Origin of the sequence: Streptomyces sp. KL109B, from assembly GCF_030766935.1 — a bacterium.
In the GTDB taxonomy this organism is placed as follows: Bacteria; Actinomycetota; Actinomycetes; order Streptomycetales; family Streptomycetaceae; genus Streptomyces.
This window is the reverse complement of sequence record NZ_JASERL010000002.1, coordinates 842,838-861,022: the sequence shown is the minus strand read 5'-3', so window position 1 is coordinate 861,022 and position 18,185 is coordinate 842,838. Positions and strand designations below refer to the sequence as shown.

Here is an 18,185-nt window from a genome sequence, read left to right as displayed (position 1 = left end):
CTTCGCGTCGCTGACGCCCCGGTTTCCGACGGTCAGGGCCCTCATCCGCCCTCTTTCCGTACGGATGACAAGGACCGCAGGCCATGGCTGCCCGCTCCACCCGCCGTTCCACCCGCACGCCGCGTTCACGTTCGCGTGCGCTTTCGCAGAATTTCCTCGCCGACCGCGCCACCGCGCACCGTTTCGCGCGACTCGCCGTCCCGGACCCCGGGGACGCCCCCATCCTCCTCGAAGTCGGCGCCGGCAAGGGCGCGTTGACCGGGCCGCTCGCCCGGAGGGCCCCCGCCGTCGTCGCGTACGAGATCGACGGGCGGCTCGTCGACGGGCTGCGGGAGCGGTTCGCCGGGGAGGGGCACGTCCGCGTGCGGCACGCGGACTTTCTCGGTGTGCGGCCGCCGCGGACGCCGTTCGCCGTCGCCGGGAACGTGCCGTTCTCCCGCACGTCCGCCGTCGTCGACTGGTGTCTGCGCGCCGACCGGCTCACCGCCGCGACCTTCCTCACTCAGCTCGAATACGCCCGCAAACGCACGGGTGACTACGGGAGTTGGACCCGCCTCACCGTCCTGACCTGGCCGCACGTCGAGTGGCGGCTGCTGGGGCGGGTGGCGCGCACCGCGTTCCGGCCGGCGCCACGGGTCGACGCGGGGGTGTTGCGGATCGAGCGGAGGGAAGCGCCGTTGGTCCCGCCCGCCGCGTACTCCTCGTACCGGCGGCTCGTCGAGCTCGGGTTCACCGGGGTGGGCGGCAGTCTGCGGGCCTCGCTGGGGCGTGAGCATTCGCGGCGCGCGGTCGACCGGGCGCTGCGCGTCGCCCGCGTCGCGCCGAACGCGTTGGTCGGCGAGGTGGCACCGGCGCAGTGGCTGACGCTGCACGAGGTGCTGAGGGCGTAGGCCGCCGCCACCGTAGGCCGCCGCCACGAAATGAGTTGCACGAGACGGTTCGTCTCGCTTATGTTTGCGGCATGACGAACCCGAATCACGGCAAACGTGCCCATATCGCCATGTTCTCCATCGCCGCCCACGGGCACGTGAACCCGAGCCTGGAAGTGATCCGGGAGCTCGTCGCCCGTGGGCACCGCGTCACGTACGCGATCCCGCACCTCTTCGAGGAGAAGATCGCCGAGACCGGCGCCGAGCCGGTCCTCTACCGCACCACGCTCCCGGGCCCCGACGACGACCCGGAGGCGTGGGGGTCCACGCTGCTCGACAACGTGGAGCCGTTCCTGGACGACGCGATCAGCGCCCTCCCGCAGCTCATCGACGCCTACGAGGGGGAGGGCGGCGTGGGCGTGCCCGATCTCGTCATCCACGACATCACCTCGTACCCGGCGGGCGTCCTCGCTCATCGCTGGGGCGTGCCCGCGGTCACGCTCTCGCCGAACCTCGTCGCCTGGGAGGGGTACGAGGAGGAGGTCGCGAAGCCGATGTGGGAGGAGCCCCGCAAGACGCCGCGCGGCCAGGCGTACTACGCGAAATTCAATGGCTGGCTCAAGGAGAACGGGTATCCGAAGGACGCCGACGACTTCTGGGGCGTCTACGACCGCACCCTCGTCCTCATCCCCAAGGCTCTCCAGCCGAACGCCGACCGGGTCGACGAGCGGAAGAACACCTTCGTCGGCGCCTGCCAGGGCGACCGGTCCGCGCAGGGGGACTGGGAGCGCCCTGCCGACGCCGAGCGTGTGCTGCTCGTGTCGCTCGGGTCCTCGTTCACCAAGCAGCCCGACTTCTACCGGGAGTGCGTGAAGGCGTTCGGCGATCTGCCGGGCTGGCACGTCGTGCTCCAGGTCGGCCGGCATGTCACCGCGGAGGATCTCGGGGAGGTCCCCGGGAACGTAGAAGTGCGGCAGTGGGTACCGCAGTTGGCGATTCTGAAGAAGGCCGACGCGTTCATCACGCACGCCGGGGCCGGTGGCAGCCAGGAGGGCATGGCCACCGCCACGCCGATGGTCGCCGTGCCGCAGGCCGTCGACCAGTTCGGCAACGCCGACATGCTGCAGGCGCTCGGCGTCGCCCGGCACGTACCGATGGCGGAGGCGGACGCCGAGACGCTCCGCGAGGCCGTCCTCGGCCTTGTCGACGACCCGGAGGTGGCGCGCCGCCTCGCCGTCCTTCAGCGGGACATGGCCGAGGAGGGCGGAACGCCGCGCGCGGCCGACCTCATCGAGGCCGAACTGCCCGCCTGACGCGAATTCTTACGGAACGGTTCCACCGTTCCGTAAAAAGGCTGTGCGTAATAGGTAACAAGATTGATTCATGCGCCACGTACGACTGTTGGCTATCGGAAAAGGTTGCGTTCGTTGGTCCTTGAACTTGGTAAGAATTGATTCTTACCTTGAGGTGAACCCACTTTTGAAGAAGGAAAGTTGGCGCGCCTCATGCACCAGGACATACCGTCGCTGCCCGAAGTTCGGCGTATCACGCAGAAGAAACGCGACGCGTGGTGGACCGTGCTGCTCGTCGACCCGCTCGCCACGCCGCTCGTGCGGCTCACGGCGCGCTGGACGCGCATCACCCCGAACCAGATCACCTGGGGCGCCCTGATCCTCGGCCTCGGCGCGGCCGGCTGTTTCGCGATGGGGGGCTGGCCCTGGCTGATCGCGGGCGCCCTCGTCTACCACCTGAGCTTCGTGCTCGACTGCATGGACGGCAAGGTCGCCCGACTCACCGGGCAGGGCTCCGTGTTCGGCGCCTGGCTCGACTACATCTTCGACCGCGTGCGCGTCATGGCCTGCGCCGTGGCGCTGATGGGCGGGCAATTCCACCGCACCGGCGATCTGGTCTACATCTGGCTCGCCGTGGCCGTCGTCTTCCTCGACGGGCTGCGCTACATCAATTCACTGGAGATCTTCAAGACCCGGCACACGATGCGCAAGCAGATCAAGTCCCGGGTGCGCGCGGCCCGGCGGGCGCAGAACGCGGAGCGCGTCGCGTTCATGGAGGACCTGCTGCGGGCGAATCCGTCCGCGGACATCGAGCAGGACCTGCGCGCGGCGGGCGCCTCCGCCACCCCCGAGGACGAGGCCACCGAGACCACCGAGGCCACCGAGGCCACCGAGGCCGCCGAGGAAGCGGCCGCACAGCCGGAGGCGCCCCGCCCCAGCGTCGTCGACCTGCACCAGGAATTCCGCAGCCGCTTCCCCGTCTACCTGCGCTTCCGGTCCTTCCTCCTGCGCCACCGGATCCGTACGCACCTGGTGAGCGGCATCGAGTTCCAGATGGCCGTCTTCGTGGTCGGGCCGCTGCTCGACCAGGTGATCGGGGCGACCGTCGTGGCGGGCGCGCTGCTGCTCGTCTTCGAACTCGCCATCGTCTACAAGCTGTTGCTGTCGACGCGCGACTTCGGCCGCACGCTGGAGGCATTCGAAGCAGACGCCTCGGACGCCTCGGACACCGCGGACGCCTCGGACACCGCCGTCCCCGAAAAGGACCTGTCCGCCGTCGCGTGACGCGACGACGGACAGGTCGTACGACGGGGAGCGCGGCGTCGTCAGACGCGCAGCTCCTCACCCCCCTTGCGCGCCCTTGGGGCGGGCTCCACGCCCGCCTCGTCGTGCGTCAGGTCGGGCATCCGCCGCAGCCACCTCGGCAGATACCAGTTGCGCTCCCCGAGCAGCGCCATCACGGCCGGCAGCAGCACGCCGCGGATGACGGTCGCGTCGATCAGGATGGCCGCCGCGAGGCCCACGCCCATCTGCTTCATGGACTGCATGGACAGCGTCCCGAAGATGCTGAACACGGCGACCATGATGACGGCGGCGCTGGTGACCACGCCCGCGGTCGTGACGACGCCGTGCCGGATCGCGGCCTCGTTCGTACGTCCCTGGGCGCGCGCCTCCTTGATCCGGGACACCACGAACACGTGGTAGTCCATCGACAGGCCGAACAGGATCACGAAGAGGAACAGCGGCAGCCACGTGACGATGGCGCCGACCCCCTCCGCGCCGACCAGCGAGGCACCCCAGCCGTGCTGGAACACGGCGACGAGAATGCCGTAAGCGGCGCCTACGGACAGCAGGTTGAGCACGATCGACGTGATCGCGACCGTCAGCGAGCGGAACGACAGCAGCATCAGCAGGAACGCGAACACGACGACGAACGCGAAGACGGGAACCACCGACCCGACGATCTGGTCGTTGAAGTCCTTCGAGCCGGCGACCTGCCCGGTGATCGGCGCCTCGACCCCGTCGACCTTGCCGAACGTGTCCGGTCGCACCTCGTCGCGCAGCAGCGCCAGGCTCTTCTCCGCCTTGTCCTGATCGGATCCGCCCACCAGTGGTACGTCGATGATCGCCACGTTCTCGTCGTGGTGAACGGTGATCTCGACCGGCCCGCGCGAGGCCCCCGAACTCACCGACTGCGCACGGAAGTCGGCGATGGCGGCGCGCACCTCACCGGAGTCGATGTCGTCGGCCTTCACGACCACCTCGGCCGGGTCCGAGCCGCCCGGGAACGCCGCGTTGACCCGGTCGTACGTCGCCACGATCGGCAGCGAGTCGCCGAACTCCTGGTCCAGGGTGAGGTTCTGGGTCTTCATGCCGAGCGCGGGCGCGGCGATCGCGAGCAGCGCGCCGACCGCGACGACGACGGAGACGGCGGGCCGGGCGAGTACGAGAGACAGCACCCGGCTCCAGAACCGGCTGCCCGAAACGGCGTCCCCGTTGCCGCCGCCCCGCCGCTTCGTCGGGTGCAGGAACGGGATCCGCCCCTTCTCCACCCGCTCCCCGAGCAGCGAGAGCAGCGCCGGGAGCACGGTCACGGACCCCACCATCGCGACCGCCACCACCATCAGCGACGCGAGCCCCATCGCCTGGAACTCGGCGAGCCCGGTGAACATCATGCCCGCCATCGCCACGCACACCGTGACCCCGGAGACGATGATCGCCCGGCCACTGGTGGCAGCCGCCACGCGCAGCGCGGTCCCCGGGTCGCGGCCCTTCATCCGCTCCTCGCGCTCGCGCCGCAGATAGAACAGGCAGTAGTCGACGCCGACCGCCAGACCGACGAGCAGCATCACCGAGTTGGCGGTCTCGCTCATCGGCTGGAGGTGGCTGACGACGCCCATCAGGCCCATCGTCGCCATGATCGCCGTGATGGCGAGCGCCACCGGGAGCAGCGCCGCGACGAGCGCGCCGAACGCGATCAGCAGAATGCCGAGCGCCACCGGCACCGCCGAGTACTCGGCCTTCTGGAAGTCGTCGCCGAACGCGTCGTCGAAGGTCTTGTTCATGCTCGCGGCGCCGATCTCCTCGACCCGAAGCGCGTCGTGCTTGTCGGCGACGCCCGCGACGGCCTTCTGCACCGGCTCGACCCGGTCCGCCGCCGTCTCGGGGTCGCCCCGCATGTCGAACTGGACGAGCGCGGTGCGGCCGTCCTTCGAGATCGTCCGGGTCTCGGCGGCGTACGGCGAACGCACGTCGGTCACCGCTCCCGTGCCCTGCACGGCCGCCACCACATCGGCCACGGCCCGCTTGAACTCCGGTGCGGTGGCCCGTAGTTCACCGTTCTTGCTCTGTACGAGCACGGTCTCGCCGGCCGGTTCGTCGACGCCCGCGTCGTCGACGATCCGCGCGGCCTGGCTCGTCTCGCCCTTGAGCTGGTCGTCCTCCGACACGTCGACGCGTCCCGCGACGGAGCCCAGGCCCATCGCCACCACGACGAACAGCACCCAGATCCCCACCGCCGCCCACCGGTGCCGCGCGCTCCATCCCCCGGCTCGCGCCGCGAACCCGCGCACCCGGCGCTCCCGCTGTTCCCCGTCCCTGGCCATCAGGTCACCTCCGGAGTCGAAGGTATGGGCGGGATAAGGCCGGTTCGTCGTGCTGGTCGGTGATGTGCGGGAGGCGGCGCTCCGCGCGGAGGATGACCCAAGTCCCTTACATCTATCGGGGGTTGAGCCGCGTGGGGATGAACATCCGGAACCGCCCCTTTTGTTATTACGAAACCTTGTTGAGCGTGTCACAGGTGGATGAAGGTCTTGATCTGATCGCGTCAATCGGTCAGGGTTTCGTCTCAACCCCCGGACATCTTCCGGAGTTTGACAACCTTCACGAAGGTTCGTCCTGGGGCGCTGGCAATCCCCCCACACACCACGAGGAGATCCCTCTTCATGGCTACACACCAGCGTGCGCGCTTCGGCGCCATCAAGCTCACCGCGGCGATAGCCACCGCTGCCACCGCGGTCGGCGTCACCCTTCTGACCGGCTCGTTCGCCAACGCGGCCCCGGCCGAGGGCAAGGTCTACGGGCAGGACGCCAAGGGCGCCGTGTCCGGCAGCTACATCGTGCTGCTCGACCAGAAGGCGGGTGCCACCGCCAAGAAGGACCTCGCCAAGGAGTACGGCGGCACCCTCAAGCGGAACTACAGCTCCGCCGTCAACGGCTTCTCGGCGAACGGCCTCTCCGACACCGAGGCCAAGCGGCTCGCCGCCGACGGCTCCGTCGCGAAGGTCGTCCAGAACAAGAAGTTCCACATCGACGCCACCCAGGACAACCCGCCGTCGTGGGGCCTTGACCGCATCGACCAGGCCGAGACCGCGGGCGACAGCAAGTACACGTACCCGGACAGCGCAGGCGAGGGCGCCACCGCGTACGTCATCGACACCGGAGTCCGCACCACCCACAAGGACTTCGGCGGCCGGGCCTCCTCCGGCTTCGACGCGGTCGACGGCGACGACAACGCCGACGACGGCAACGGGCACGGCACGCACGTCGCCGGCACCATCGCCGGTGAGGCGCACGGCGTCGCCAAGAAGGCGAAGATCGTCGCCGTCCGCGTCCTCGACGACCAGGGCTCCGGCACCACCGAGCAGGTCGTCGCGGGCATCGACTGGGTCACCGAGAACCACGAGGGCCCCTCCGTCGCCAACATGTCGCTCGGCGGCGGCGTGGACGAAGCGCTCGACGCGGCCGTCAAGAAGTCCATCGACTCCGGTGTCACCTACGCGGTGGCGGCGGGCAACGAGTCGACGGACGCCTCCCAGTCCAGCCCGGCCCGCGTCCCGGAGGCCATCACCGTCGCCTCCTCCACCAAGGACGACGAGCAGTCGGACTTCTCCAACTACGGCTCCGTCGTGGACATCTACGCGCCTGGATCGGACATCACGTCCGACTGGAACACCGGCGACGACGCCACCAACACCATCTCCGGTACGTCCATGGCGACGCCGCACGTCGTCGGCGCCGCCGCCGTCTACCTGGCCGGACACAAGGACGCCACCCCGGCCGACGTCTCGAAGGCGCTCACCGACGGTGCCACCCCCGACGCCATCAAGAACGCGTCGGACGGGACCGCGAACAAGCTCCTGAAGGTCGTCGAGTAACTCCGGCACCCCCGGCACACCGAGAGGACCGGCGGTCGTCGTGCCCACCCCCACGGGGCACGGCGGCCGCCCTATCGTGTGCGCATGACGATCACCCGGTACGCGGCCCTGCTGCGCGGCATCAACGTGGGCGGGGCGAAGAAGGTCCCGATGGCCCAACTCCGGCCCCTCTTCGCCGACTTGGGGTACGAGGACGTGACGACGTACCTGCAGAGCGGCAACGTCACCTTCGCGGCCGCCGACGGCGACGAAGCGCGGCACGCCGCCGCCGTCGAGCGGGCCGTTGCCGACACGTTCGGCTTCGCCGTCGACGTTCTCGTACGCGACCACGCCTACCTGAAGTCCGTCAGGGACGCCTGCCCCTTCCCGGCCGCCGACCTTGAGGCCAAGCAGCTGCACGTCACGTACTTCTCGGAGCCGGTGACGGCGGACCGGTTCGCCGCCGTGGACCCGGCCGCGTACGCCCCCGAGGACTTCCGGCTCGGCGACCGCGCCCTCTATCTCTACGCCCCGAAGGGCCTGGGGGTTTCGAAGCTGGGTGTGCAGTTGTCCCGGCCGGGGATCGTCAAGGGCCTCGTCGCGACGAGCCGCAACTGGAACACGGTGACCAAACTCGTGGAGCTCACCGCCCCACGGTGAACGCGACCGTGAAAAGGTCGGTGCATGCGCTACATCATCATCGGAGCAGGAGCGGTCGGCGGCGTCATCGGAGGGCGGCTCGCCCAGGCCGGGCACGGTGACGTCGTGCTCGTCGCGCGCGGCAGGCAGTACGAGGCGCTGCGCGACAAGGGGCTGCGCGTCGAGACACCGGACGGGCCGCACACCCACCAACTCCCGGTCGTGGACGGGCCGGAGGCGCTTGGTCCGCTGCGCGCCGACGACGTGCTGATCCTCGCCGTGAAGACCCAGGACAGCGCCGCCGCGCTCGCCGCGTGGGGACCCCGGCCCGTCGAGGGCGGCGGCACGGCGGCCGGGCGGCTGCCGCTGGTCTGCGCGCAGAACGGGGTGGAGAGCGAGCGGCTCGCGCTGCGCACGTTCCAGCGGGTCTACGGGATGTGCGTATGGCTGCCCGCCACGTTCGTGGAGCCGGGCGTGGTGCGGGCCCAGGGGGCGCCGCTCTCCGGGATGCTGCACATCGGCCGGTACCCGTCCGGGAGCGACGAGACCGCGCGGGCGGTCGCCGCCGACCTGGAGAAGGGGCTGCTGGCGGCGCCGGTGGTCGACGACGTCATGCGCTGGAAGTACGCGAAGCTCCTCGCCAATCTGGCCAACGCGATCGAGGCGGTCTCCGGGGTGCTCGCGGGCGACGAGGCGCTCGCCCTCGTCGGGCGGGCGCGGGCCGAGGGGGAGGCGGTGCTGGCCGCCGCCGGGATCGCGTACGCGAGTCAGGACGAGGAGAAGGCCGCGCGCGCCGACAAGATCCGCTTCGAGCCGTTCGACGGGGCGCCGCGCGGTGGCGGCTCCTCGTGGCAGTCGCTTCAGCGCGGCGCCGGGAGCATCGAGGCGGACTACCTCAACGGTGAGATCGCGCTTCTCGGGCGGTTGTACGGGGTGGCGACGCCGGTCAATGACGTGTTGCAGGAGCTCGCCAACGAGGCGGTACGGGAGGGCCGTCCGGCCGGGGCGATGAGTGTGGGTGAGCTGGTGGCGAGGGTGGATGGCGGTCACCCGGGGTGACGGCCGCGGGGCTCTGCCCCGGACCCCGCTGCTCAATCGCCGCAGGGGCTTGAAAGGCCAAAGCCTGCTCAATCGTCGCAGGGGCTTGGAGGAGCCGCAGGGGCTTGGTCGTGCGGCTCATTCGCCGCGCCAGGTCGCGTCCCGCCGGGCCCACCGCACGGCGGGCCCCACGCCGAGGCCCGCCACCACGAACAGCGCCCCGAGCACGGCCCAGCCCGCCGTGCCGTGCTGGATCGCGGTGACCGTGACCAGGGCGGGGGCCGCCATCGTGGCCGCGGCCTGACCGGAGTTGAAGACGCCCTGGTAGACGCCCTGTGCGCGGGAGTCGGCCAGGCCGTAGCCGACGGTCCAGCCGCCCGCCGCCTGCAACACCTCGGCCAGCACCTGCACCACCGCGCCCACCACCAGGACCCCCAGGGCCCACAGCGGCGAGAGCCCGGCCGAGTACGCGAAGAACGCGCAGGACAGGGCCAGGAGGAGGCCCGAGCGGCGCATGGCACGTACCGCGCCCGGCAGGTTCTCCACGCCGCGCGTCGCCCGCACCTGGAGCAGCGCCACGAGCACACAGTTGAGGATCGCGACGAGGGCCGCCGTCCAGCGCGGCGCCTGAGTGTGCTGGGCGATCCACAGCGGCAGGCCCACCTCCAACAGGCTGTACTGCAGGGCCAGTACGGCGTTCAGGAACGTCACCGCCAGGAAGGGAAGGTCGCGGACGGCGCGCCAGCGGCTCTCCGGCGGGATGTCGGCCGCCGGTCGTCGCCCCGCGCCGCCCGGCAGCCGGTGCACCATCAGCGCCGAGCCGACGAACGCCGCCGCGTCGACGAGGATCAGCGTCGTGTACCCGGCCCGGGTGTCGAGTTGCAGCGCCAGCGCGCCGAAACCGCCGCCCACGCCCATGCCCACGTTCGTCACCATCCGCAGATGCGCCCGCCCCTCCACCCGCTGGTGAGCCGGCAGCACATCCGCGTACAGCGCGTTGCGCACCCCCGTGCCGCCCTGGCTCAACGTGGCGTAGCAGATCGCCGTGACGAGGAACGAGGCGTACGAGCCGATCAGCGTGTAGGCCGCCAGCGCCGCACCGCACCCGATCCACAGGCCGGTCAGCACGGGCCGCCGCCCCCACCGGTCCGAGGCCCGCCCCGTCGGCACCCCCGCCGCGAGCCCGAACACCCCGGCCACCGTCAGGCCGACACCCACCGACGTGGCGCTCAGGCCCACGAACCGCGTGAAGTACAGGACGCTCACCGGGAAGAACAGGCCGCGCCCGAACGCGTTCAGCAGCGTGAGGAGCGAGAGGCCGCGCAGCACCGGCACCGTGGGCAGCATCCCGCCGAAGCGGGTCGAGGGAGGTGTCGGGCGGGGTGGTGAAGTGGTCATGGCCATAGCGAAGCGGGGTTCCGGGGGCCGGGGTATTCCTTTAGCCTCCGGCTAAACCATGGGGAGGGTGGAGTGATCGAGTTCCGGTTCGGCGTCGGTGACCTGGCGCGTACGTCCTTCGCGTACTCGCCGCTCCAGGAAGCCGTCTACTCGCTGCGCTGCTGGCGGCAGCCCGCCCGCTACCCGCACCAGCGGCCCTGGCTGCGCCGCCTCGCCCCCGCCTACGAGCGCCTCGACACCGAACTCCTCGGCGCGCTCGTCGCACCCCACCTGTGGGTCCCCGACTACCTCACCCCGCGCCCTGACCGCCCGCGCCCGAGCCTCGACGCGCAGTTCGCCGAGATCCGCGCCGTCCCGCCGGAGCGCCTCGCGGCCGAGTTCACGGGTGCGTACGACACGACCTTCGATCGGCTGCCGTCCGTGCTGCGCAAGGGACTTGACGACCCCGGCGGCTTCCGGCAGCGCATCGCCGACGCGTTGGAGGCGTACTGGCGCGAGTGCCTCGCCCCGGACTGGTGGCCGCGCGTCCAGTCCGTTCTGGAGGCCGACCTCACGTACCGCGGCAAGGTGCTCGCGGACGCGGGCGTGGACGGCCTGTTCACCGGCCTCGACCAGCGCCTGTCGTGGCACGGCGACGTGCTGACCCTGGTGCCGCGCGACAGCCTGTACGCCTGGCCGAAGGCCGACATCCGCATCGAGGGCCGCGGGCTCGTCCTCGTCCCCACGCTCTTCTGCCACGGCGCCCACACCATGATCGACCCTCGACTGCCGCCGCTGCTCAGCTATCCGGCCCGGGGCCGGGCCACCATCTCCGAGACCCCGCCCCCGGCGACCGGCGAGGCCCTGACCCGGCTGCTCGGCGCCGCCCGCGCCCGCATCCTGCGCCTCCTCGACGAACCCGCGTCGACGACGGAGCTGGCCCACCGCCTCGCCGTCACCCCCGGCGCCGTCAGCCAGCACCTGTCGGTCCTCTACGACGCCGGGCTGCTGCTGCGGACGCGCAGCGGGCGGAGCGTGCGGTACGGGCGCAGTGAGTTGGGGGAGCGGTTGTGCGGGTGAGCGGCGGGTGGCTGTGCGGGCTTCAGGCGCCGATGGCCAGCAACTCCCGCACGGCGGCCGCCTCGTAACGCTCGATCAGGACCTGCGCCACCTCGGGCGCCGGTCCCAGTACGTCCGCGAGCACGTCGGCCCGCGCGGCGTCCGCGCCCGCCGCGATCCGGTCCGGCAGGCGCCCCGGCGCGAGGACGTACGGCGCGACCGCCACCCGCTCGCAGCCCAGCGCCCGCAGTTCGCGCACCGCGTCCTCGGTGCGCGGGAGGGATGCGGAGGCGAACGCAGGCCGCACGGCGCACCAACCGGTGTGCCGCCACTCCCGCGCGATTTCAGCGATCACTGCGATCGCCTCCGGGTCGGATGAGCCCGCCGAGGCCAGGACGACCCCGGTCGTGGGCTTGTCTGCGGGGCTCAACCCCGCCTCGTACAGGCGCCGTTCGAGGGCCGAGACGAGGAGTGGGTCGGGGCCGAGGACCTCCGCCTGGCGGATCCGCAGGCCGCGCGGCGCCTCGCGCAGCACCGCCGGGATGTCCGCCTTCGCGTGGAAGGCGCGGGTGAGGAGGAGGGGAAGCGCCACGACGTCGCGCACCCCCTCCGCCGCCAGTGACTCCAACACCCCTTGAACGGACGGCACGTTGAAGTCCAGGAACGCCGTCTCCACCCGCACGTCGGGCCGCTGCGCGCGCACCTCGCCCACCAGGGCGTGCACGGTCGCGGCATGGCGCGGGTCGCGGCTGCCGTGGGCTATGACGAGGAGTACGGGGGAGGGGCGCATGGGTCAGTCGCTCAGTTCCAGTTCTTCGCGGTTTCGCTTCACGGGACGGTTTCGCTTCGCGAGGCCGGTTCGCTTCGCGAGTGGGGTGAAGAGCAGCAGGTCGACGGCGATGCCGACGGTCAGGACCAGGAGGGCGGCGAGGAGGACCGTCGGCAGGGTGTCAGGGGAGGAGTCCCATGAGGCGATGAGTTCCGCCGCCAGTAGTGCGCGCCAGGAGAACGCCCAGCCCTGCTTGAGCCCGGACACGTAGTCGGCGCCCACGCCGCCCGCTACGGCCGGGGCCGCCCCCAGCACGAACACGGCGTACATCACCGCGTCGTCCAGGCCGAGCCACAGCACCGCCACCGGCACCCACACGACCGCCGGCAGCGACCGGAGCCCGGTCAGGACCGGGCCGATCGCCGACCGGAGGAACGCCACCCGGGCCATGGCGAACCCGAGCAGCGTGCCGATCGTCACGGCGAGCGGATAGCCGAGCAGTGCCGCGTGCGTCGTCGCCATGGTCATCAGGGCCGGGACTCAGAAGTCCCAACCCTCCTCGTCCACAAGGGACTTGGGGTCCTCCGCCGAGGCGAAGGACTCGCCCGCCATGCCCGCCGCGAGCGTCGTGCCGTCCGACGGGTCGATGAGGAGGAAGGAGCCCGTGCGCCGCGAGTCCGCGTAGGAGTCGACGGCGAGCGCCTCGGCGATCCGCACCTTGACCCGGCCGATGTCGTTGGCGACCAGCTGGCCAGGGGAGGGGTGCTGGGAGAGGTCGTCGAGCGTGAGCCGCGACGGGATCTCCTTGACGATCGCCTTGACCGTACGGGTGGTGTGCTTGAGCAGCACGCGCTGGCCGACGGTGAGCGGGGTGTCCGCCACGTGGCACACCGTCGCCGTGATGTCCTGCGAGGTCGCGGGCGCGTCGTGGCTCGGCACGATCAGGTCGCCGCGCGAGATGTCGATGTCGTCCTCCAGGAGGAGCGTCACCGACTGCGGCGTCCACGCCACGTCAACGGCCTTGCCCAGCAGGTCGATTCCGGCGACCTTCGACGTCTTGCCGGAGGGCAGTACGGTCACCGACTCGCCGACGCGGAACGTTCCTGCCGCGATCTGACCCGCGTAGCCCCGGTAGTCGGGGTTCTCGGCGGTCTGCGGGCGGATCACGTACTGGACGGGGAGGCGGGCGTGGCAGCTCGTGAGGTCGTGGCTGACCGGGATGGTCTCCAGGTGCTCCAGGACCGTCGGGCCGCCGTACCAGTCCATGTTCGCGGACGGCTCCACGACGTTGTCGCCCGCGAGCGCCGAGATCGGGATGGCGGTGATCTCCGGGACGCCCAACTTCCCGGCGTACGCGGTGAATTCCTCGGCGATCTTCGCGAAGACCTGCTCCTCGTAGTCGACGAGGTCCATCTTGTTGACGGCCAGCACCACATGGGGCACCCGCAGCAGCGCGGCCACCGCGGCGTGCCTGCGGGTCTGCTCGATGACGCCGTTGCGGGCGTCGACGAGGACCACGGCGAGGTCGGCCGTCGAGGCGCCGGTCACCATGTTCCGCGTGTACTGCACGTGGCCCGGCGTGTCCGCGAGGATGAAGCGGCGACGGGGCGTGGCGAAGTAGCGGTAGGCGACGTCGATGGTGATGCCCTGCTCGCGTTCGGCGCGCAGGCCGTCCGTGAGCAGCGCCAGGTCGGGTTCGGCGGCGCCGCGCGAACGCGAGGCCAGCTCGACGGCCTCCAACTGGTCCGTCAGGACCGACTTGGAGTCGTGCAGCAGGCGGCCGACCAGCGTGGACTTGCCGTCGTCGACCGAACCGGCCGTGGCGAACCGCAGCAGCGTCGTCGCCGAAAGCCCGGCCAGCTCTTCGGCGGCGGAGGTGGGGGTGGTCATGTCTAGAAGTACCCTTCGCGCTTGCGGTCTTCCATCGCGGCCTCGGACATCTTGTCGTCGGCGCGGGTGGCGCCCCGCTCGGTGAGCCGGGAGACGGCGATCTCGGCGATCACCTTGTCGATGGTGGTGGCGTCGGAGTCGACGGCGCCGGTGCAGGACATGTCGCCGACGGTGCGGTAGCGGACCTGCCGCGTCTCCACCGTCTCGTCGTCCTTCGGGCCGCCCCAGTCGCCGGCCGTCAGCCACATGCCGCTGCGCTTGAAGACCGGGCGCTCGTGCGCGTAGTAGATCTCCGGCAGCTCGATGTTCTCGCGGGCGATGTACTGCCACACGTCCAGCTCGGTCCAGTTGGACAGCGGGAAGACGCGGACGTGCTCGCCGGGGGCGTGCTTGCCGTTGTACAGCTGCCACAGCTCGGGGCGCTGGCGGCGCGGGTCCCACTGCGAGAACTCGTCACGGAGGCTGAACACGCGCTCCTTGGCGCGCGCCTTCTCCTCGTCGCGGCGCCCGCCGCCGAAGACGGCGTCGAACTTCTCGCTCTGGATCTTCTCGGTCAGCGGCACCGTCTGGAGCGGGTTGCGCGTCCCGTCCGGGCGCTCGCGCAGCTTGCCCGCGTCGATGTACTCCTGCACGGACGCCACGTGCAGGCGCAGGCCGTGCTCGGCCACCGTGCGGTCGCGGTAGTCGATGACCTCGGGGAAGTTGTGCCCGGTGTCGACGTGCAGGAGGGAGAAGGGGATCGCGGCAGGGGCGAAGGCCTTCAGCGCCAGATGCAGCATGACGATGGAGTCCTTGCCGCCGGAGAAGAGGATCACCGGCCGCTCGAACTCGCCCGCCACCTCGCGGAAGATGTGCACCGCCTCGGACTCAAGCGCGTCCAGGTGGCTGAGCGCGTACGGGGAATCGGTGTCCTCGGTCACTGTGGCTACGGTCGTCATGCGGCGAGACCCCTCTCGGTGAGCAGCGCACGGAGCGCTGCCGCGGACTCCTGCACGGTCTGGTTCTGCGACTCGATGCGCAGGTCGGGCGATTCGGGGGCCTCGTACGGGTCGTCGACGCCGGTCAGGCCGGTCAGCTCGCCGGCCGCCTGCTTGGCGTACAGGCCCTTCACATCGCGGTCGGAGCACACGTCCACGGGCGTCGCGACGTGCACCTCCAGGTATCCGGTGCCGCCGGCCTGGTGCCGCTTGCGGACGGCCTCGCGGCTGTCGGCGTACGGGGCGATGACCGGGACGAGCGCCAACACGCCGTTGCGGGCGAGGAGTTCGGCGAGGTACCCGATGCGCTGCACGTTCGTGTGCCGGTCCTCGCGGCTGAAGCCGAGGCCCGCCGAGAGGTACTCGCGGATCTCGTCGCCGTCCAGCACCTCGACCTTGCGGCCCTCGGCGCGCAGCGTGTTCGCCAGCTCGTACGCGATGGTGGTCTTGCCGGCGGACGGCAGACCCGTGAGCCAGATCGTGGCTCCGGTCACTTGGTTCTCCAAAGTCTGTGTCTGTTCCATGAGTTCGGGCCGCCTCAGCCGTGCAGTCCGCACTCGGTCTTTGCGCTGCCCGCCCACCGTCCGGCGCGCGCGTCCTCGCCCTCCAGGAGGCGGCGGGTGCACGGGGCGCAGCCCACGGAGCCGTAACCGTCCATCAGGAGCGGGTTGGTGAGGACGCCGTGCTCGGCGACGTACGCGTCGACGTCGTCCTGCGTCCAGCGGGCGATCGGCGAGACCTTGACCTTCCGGCGCTTCTCGTCCCAGCCGACGACCGGGGTGTCGGCGCGGGTCGGGGACTCGTCGCGGCGCAGGCCCGTGGCCCAGGCGGCGTACTTGGTGAGCCCTTCCTCCAGCGGCTTCACCTTGCGCATCGCGCAGCACAGGTCCGGGTCGCGGTCGTGCAGTTTGGGGCCGAACTCGGCGTCCTGCTCGGCGACGGTCTGCCGGGGCGTGAGCGTGATGACGTTGACGTCCATCACGGCCTCGACGGCGTCCCGGGTGCCGATGGTCTCCTCGAAGTGGTAGCCGGTGTCGAGGAACACGACGTCCACGCCGGGCATCGCGCGGGAGGCGAGGTGGGCGACGACCGCGTCCTCCATGGACGAGGTCACGCAGAACTTCTTGCCGAAGGTGTCCACGGCCCACTGGAGGATCTCCAGCGGCGAGGCGTCCTCCAGGTCGCGCCCTGCCTGTTCGGCGAGCGCCTTCAACTCGTCCGTGTCCGTAGGGGCTTGAGCCGTCGTCATATCTGTTCCCCTCCACCGTCGTTGCGCTGAAGTCCCTTGGTCTGGAGACCGCTGGTCAGCAGGCCGCGGAACTTCAACGTGAAGGCTCGATTGCAGGCCGCGCATTCCCAGGCGCCGTGACCTTCTTCGCTGGGCCGAAGGTCCTCGTCGCCGCAGTACGGGCAGTAGAACGGGGCGGCGCGCTCACTCACGACAAGGCCTCCGCACTGGCGCGCGCGGCCCAGGTGGCGAAGCGTTCGCCGGTCTCGCGGCCCGCCTCGTAGTTCTTCAGCACCCGCTCGATGTAGTCCGGCAGTTCGGCCGACGTGACCTTCAGGCCGCGCACCTTGCGGCCGAAGCCGGCCTCCAGGCCGAGCGCGCCGCCGAGGTGCACCTGGTAGCCCTCGACCTGCTCGCCGTTGTCGTCGAGGACCAGCTGGCCCTTGAGACCGATGTCCGCGACCTGGATACGGGCGCAGGCGTTCGGGCAGCCGTTGAGGTTGATGGTGATCGGCTCGTCGAACTCCGGGAGGCGGCGCTCCAGTTCGTCGATGAGCTGCGAGCCGCGCGCCTTCGTCTCGACGATGGCCAGCTTGCAGAACTCGATGCCGGTGCAGGCCATCGTGCCGCGCCGGAACGGCGAGGGCTTCACCTGGAAGTCCAGCGCCTCCAGGCCCGCGACGAGCGAGTCGACCTGGTCCTCGGCGACATCGAGGATGATCATCTTCTGCTCGACGGTGGTGCGCAGCCGGTCCGAGCCGTGCGCGCCCGCCAGTTCGGCGATCTTCGTGAGCGTGGTGCCGTCGACGCGGCCGACGCGCGGCGCGAACCCGACGTAGAACCGGCCGTCCTGCTGCTGGTGCACGCCGATGTGGTCGCGCCACTTCTGCGAGGGCTCGGCGGGCGCCGGGCCGTCGAGGAGCTTCCGCTCCAGGTACTCGTCCTCCAGGATCTGCCGGAACTTCTCCGCGCCCCAGTCCGCCATCAGGAACTTCAGGCGGGCCCGGTTGCGCAGGCGCCGGTAGCCGTAGTCACGGAAGATGCCGACGACACCGGCCCAGACGTCCGCCACCTCGTCGAGCGGCACCCACGTGCCGAGCCGCTGCGCGAGCTTGGGGTTGGTGGACAGGCCGCCGCCGACCCACAGGTCGAAGCCGGGCCCGTGCTCGGGGTGCTCGACACCCACGAACGCCACGTCGTTGATCTCGTGGACCACATCCTGGACAGGCGAGCCCGAGATCGCGGTCTTGAACTTGCGCGGCAGGTTGGAGAACTCCTTGCTGCCGATGTACCGCTCGTGGATCTCGTCCACGGCCGGAGTGCCGTCGATGATCTCGTCGGCGGCGATCCCGGCGACCGGGGAACCGATGATCACGCGCGGGCAGTCGCCGCAGGCCTCGGTCGTGGACAGGCCCACGGCCTCCAACTTGTCCCAGATCGCGGGCACATCCTCGATCCGGATCCAGTGCAGCTGGATGTTCTGCCGGTCGGTGATGTCGGCGGTGCCCCGCGCGTACTGCTCGGAGACCTCGCCGATCGCGCGCAGCTGCGCGACGGTCAGCCGGCCGCCGTCGACGCGCACGCGCAGCATGAAGTACCGGTCGTCCAGCTCCTCCGGCTCCAGGACGGCCGTCTTGCCGCCGTCGATGCCGGGCTTGCGCTGGGTGTAAAGGCCCCACCAGCGCATGCGTCCGCGCAGGTCCTGGGGGTCGATCGAGTCGAAACCGCGCTTGGAGTAGATCGTCTCAATACGTGTCCGTACATTGAGACCGTCGTCGTCCTTCTTGAACTGCTCGTTGCCGTTGAGCGGAGTGAAGTGGCCCACGGCCCACTGGCCCTCGCCACGGTGACGGCTCACCTTGCGGCGGGGCGTGACGGGGGTAGGTGTCTCTGGGGAGGCAGCCATGGAGAA

16 protein-coding genes and 1 pseudogene are annotated in these 18,185 nt (G+C 70.7%); 7 read left to right on the top strand and 10 right to left on the bottom strand.

Annotation, left to right across the window (positions count from 1 at the left end; translation table 11 throughout):
* Positions 1 to 83 precede the first annotated feature (83 nt).
* The 3 genes from erm (at position 84) to RBJ65_RS09595 (ending at position 3,445) form a co-directional block, all read left to right on the top strand.
* Positions 84 to 890: an ErmE/ErmH/ErmO/ErmR family 23S rRNA (adenine(2058)-N(6))-methyltransferase gene (gene erm / locus RBJ65_RS09605; protein ID WP_306321644.1), complete on the top strand. Its 807-nt coding sequence runs from the start codon at positions 84 to 86 to the stop codon at positions 888 to 890.
* A 71-nt stretch (positions 891 to 961) separates the two neighbouring features.
* On the top strand, positions 962 to 2,182 hold the full coding sequence (mgt, locus tag RBJ65_RS09600; protein ID WP_306321643.1) for a macrolide-inactivating glycosyltransferase: 1,221 nt from the start codon (positions 962 to 964) through the stop codon (positions 2,180 to 2,182).
* A 192-nt stretch (positions 2,183 to 2,374) separates the two neighbouring features.
* Positions 2,375 to 3,445 carry a CDP-alcohol phosphatidyltransferase family protein gene (locus tag RBJ65_RS09595; protein ID WP_306321642.1) on the top strand — a complete coding sequence of 357 codons (1,071 nt, stop codon included), beginning with the start codon at positions 2,375 to 2,377 and terminating at the stop codon, positions 3,443 to 3,445.
* 41 nt (positions 3,446 to 3,486) lie between these two features.
* Here the strand turns inward: RBJ65_RS09595 and RBJ65_RS09590 are convergent, their stop codons facing one another.
* Positions 3,487 to 5,766, bottom strand: a complete 2,280-nt coding sequence (locus RBJ65_RS09590) for an MMPL family transporter (RefSeq protein ID WP_306321641.1) — start codon at positions 5,764 to 5,766, stop codon at positions 3,487 to 3,489.
* Positions 5,767 to 6,105: 339 nt separating this feature from the next.
* Between RBJ65_RS09590 and RBJ65_RS09585 the strand changes: the two genes are divergently transcribed.
* The 3 genes from RBJ65_RS09585 (at position 6,106) to RBJ65_RS09575 (ending at position 8,994) form a co-directional block, all read left to right on the top strand.
* On the top strand, positions 6,106 to 7,317 hold the full coding sequence (locus RBJ65_RS09585; RefSeq protein WP_306321640.1) for a S8 family peptidase: 1,212 nt from the start codon (positions 6,106 to 6,108) through the stop codon (positions 7,315 to 7,317).
* An 84-nt stretch (positions 7,318 to 7,401) separates the two neighbouring features.
* Positions 7,402 to 7,956: a DUF1697 domain-containing protein gene (locus tag RBJ65_RS09580; RefSeq protein ID WP_306321639.1), complete on the top strand. Its 555-nt coding sequence runs from the start codon at positions 7,402 to 7,404 to the stop codon at positions 7,954 to 7,956.
* A gap of 24 nt (positions 7,957 to 7,980) precedes the next feature.
* Positions 7,981 to 8,994 carry a ketopantoate reductase family protein gene (locus RBJ65_RS09575; protein ID WP_306321638.1) on the top strand — a complete coding sequence of 338 codons (1,014 nt, stop codon included), beginning with the start codon at positions 7,981 to 7,983 and terminating at the stop codon, positions 8,992 to 8,994.
* 117 nt (positions 8,995 to 9,111) lie between these two features.
* Here RBJ65_RS09575 and RBJ65_RS09570 read toward each other — a convergent pair whose 3' ends face one another.
* Complete coding sequence (locus tag RBJ65_RS09570; protein WP_306321637.1) at positions 9,112 to 10,371, bottom strand: MFS transporter; 1,260 nt, start codon at positions 10,369 to 10,371, stop codon at positions 9,112 to 9,114.
* Between the two features lie 72 nt (positions 10,372 to 10,443).
* Here RBJ65_RS09570 and RBJ65_RS09565 point away from each other — a divergent pair, with 72 nt between their 5' ends.
* The gene (locus RBJ65_RS09565) at positions 10,444 to 11,430 is read left to right on the top strand and encodes a helix-turn-helix domain-containing protein (protein WP_306321636.1); all 987 of its coding nucleotides are present in this window, start codon (positions 10,444 to 10,446) and stop codon (positions 11,428 to 11,430) included.
* Positions 11,431 to 11,452: 22 nt separating this feature from the next.
* On the opposite strand, the gene RBJ65_RS09560 is transcribed toward RBJ65_RS09565, so the two are convergent.
* From RBJ65_RS09560 to RBJ65_RS09525, 8 genes and pseudogenes are all read right to left on the bottom strand, one after another.
* Entirely contained in the window at positions 11,453 to 12,199 is a 747-nt protein-coding gene (locus tag RBJ65_RS09560; RefSeq protein WP_306321635.1) for a sirohydrochlorin chelatase, read from the bottom strand.
* Positions 12,200 to 12,202: 3 nt separating this feature from the next.
* Positions 12,203 to 12,679, bottom strand: a pseudogene (locus tag RBJ65_RS09555) (hypothetical protein); the annotation flags it as partial.
* A 39-nt stretch (positions 12,680 to 12,718) separates the two neighbouring features.
* Positions 12,719 to 14,068, bottom strand: a complete 1,350-nt coding sequence (locus RBJ65_RS09550) for a sulfate adenylyltransferase subunit 1 (protein WP_306321634.1) — start codon at positions 14,066 to 14,068, stop codon at positions 12,719 to 12,721.
* 2 nt (positions 14,069 to 14,070) lie between these two features.
* Positions 14,071 to 15,006 carry a sulfate adenylyltransferase subunit CysD gene (gene cysD / locus RBJ65_RS09545; RefSeq protein ID WP_306321633.1) on the bottom strand — a complete coding sequence of 312 codons (936 nt, stop codon included), beginning with the start codon at positions 15,004 to 15,006 and terminating at the stop codon, positions 14,071 to 14,073.
* Positions 15,003 to 15,569 (bottom strand): adenylyl-sulfate kinase, encoded by a 567-nt coding sequence (gene cysC, locus RBJ65_RS09540; protein WP_306321632.1) that lies wholly within the window; start codon positions 15,567 to 15,569, stop codon positions 15,003 to 15,005. The genes cysD and cysC overlap by 4 nt, the downstream gene beginning before the upstream one ends.
* A gap of 14 nt (positions 15,570 to 15,583) precedes the next feature.
* Entirely contained in the window at positions 15,584 to 16,294 is a 711-nt protein-coding gene (locus RBJ65_RS09535) for a phosphoadenylyl-sulfate reductase (RefSeq protein WP_306321631.1), read from the bottom strand.
* A complete protein-coding gene (locus RBJ65_RS09530) occupies positions 16,291 to 16,485 on the bottom strand; it encodes a hypothetical protein (protein WP_306321630.1) in 195 nt (64 codons plus the stop codon). Before RBJ65_RS09530 ends, RBJ65_RS09535 begins: the two co-directional genes overlap by 4 nt.
* A complete protein-coding gene (locus RBJ65_RS09525) occupies positions 16,482 to 18,179 on the bottom strand; it encodes a nitrite/sulfite reductase (RefSeq protein WP_306321629.1) in 1,698 nt (565 codons plus the stop codon). Before RBJ65_RS09525 ends, RBJ65_RS09530 begins: the two co-directional genes overlap by 4 nt.
* Positions 18,180 to 18,185: the final 6 nt, after the last annotated feature.

Coding starts and splice junctions, on each gene's coding strand:
- erm (WP_306321644.1), top strand. CDS start 84: ATGGCTGCCCGCTCCACCCGCCGTTCCACCCGCACGCCGCGTTCACGT.
- mgt (WP_306321643.1), top strand. CDS start 962: ATGACGAACCCGAATCACGGCAAACGTGCCCATATCGCCATGTTCTCC.
- RBJ65_RS09595 (WP_306321642.1), top strand. CDS start 2,375: ATGCACCAGGACATACCGTCGCTGCCCGAAGTTCGGCGTATCACGCAG.
- RBJ65_RS09590 (WP_306321641.1), bottom strand. CDS start 5,766: ATGGCCAGGGACGGGGAACAGCGGGAGCGCCGGGTGCGCGGGTTCGCG.
- RBJ65_RS09585 (WP_306321640.1), top strand. CDS start 6,106: ATGGCTACACACCAGCGTGCGCGCTTCGGCGCCATCAAGCTCACCGCG.
- RBJ65_RS09580 (WP_306321639.1), top strand. CDS start 7,402: ATGACGATCACCCGGTACGCGGCCCTGCTGCGCGGCATCAACGTGGGC.
- RBJ65_RS09575 (WP_306321638.1), top strand. CDS start 7,981: ATGCGCTACATCATCATCGGAGCAGGAGCGGTCGGCGGCGTCATCGGA.
- RBJ65_RS09570 (WP_306321637.1), bottom strand. CDS start 10,371: ATGACCACTTCACCACCCCGCCCGACACCTCCCTCGACCCGCTTCGGC.
- RBJ65_RS09560 (WP_306321635.1), bottom strand. CDS start 12,199: ATGCGCCCCTCCCCCGTACTCCTCGTCATAGCCCACGGCAGCCGCGAC.
- RBJ65_RS09550 (WP_306321634.1), bottom strand. CDS start 14,068: ATGACCACCCCCACCTCCGCCGCCGAAGAGCTGGCCGGGCTTTCGGCG.
- cysD (WP_306321633.1), bottom strand. CDS start 15,006: ATGACGACCGTAGCCACAGTGACCGAGGACACCGATTCCCCGTACGCG.
- cysC (WP_306321632.1), bottom strand. CDS start 15,569: ATGGAACAGACACAGACTTTGGAGAACCAAGTGACCGGAGCCACGATC.
- RBJ65_RS09535 (WP_306321631.1), bottom strand. CDS start 16,294: ATGACGACGGCTCAAGCCCCTACGGACACGGACGAGTTGAAGGCGCTC.
- RBJ65_RS09525 (WP_306321629.1), bottom strand. CDS start 18,179: ATGGCTGCCTCCCCAGAGACACCTACCCCCGTCACGCCCCGCCGCAAG.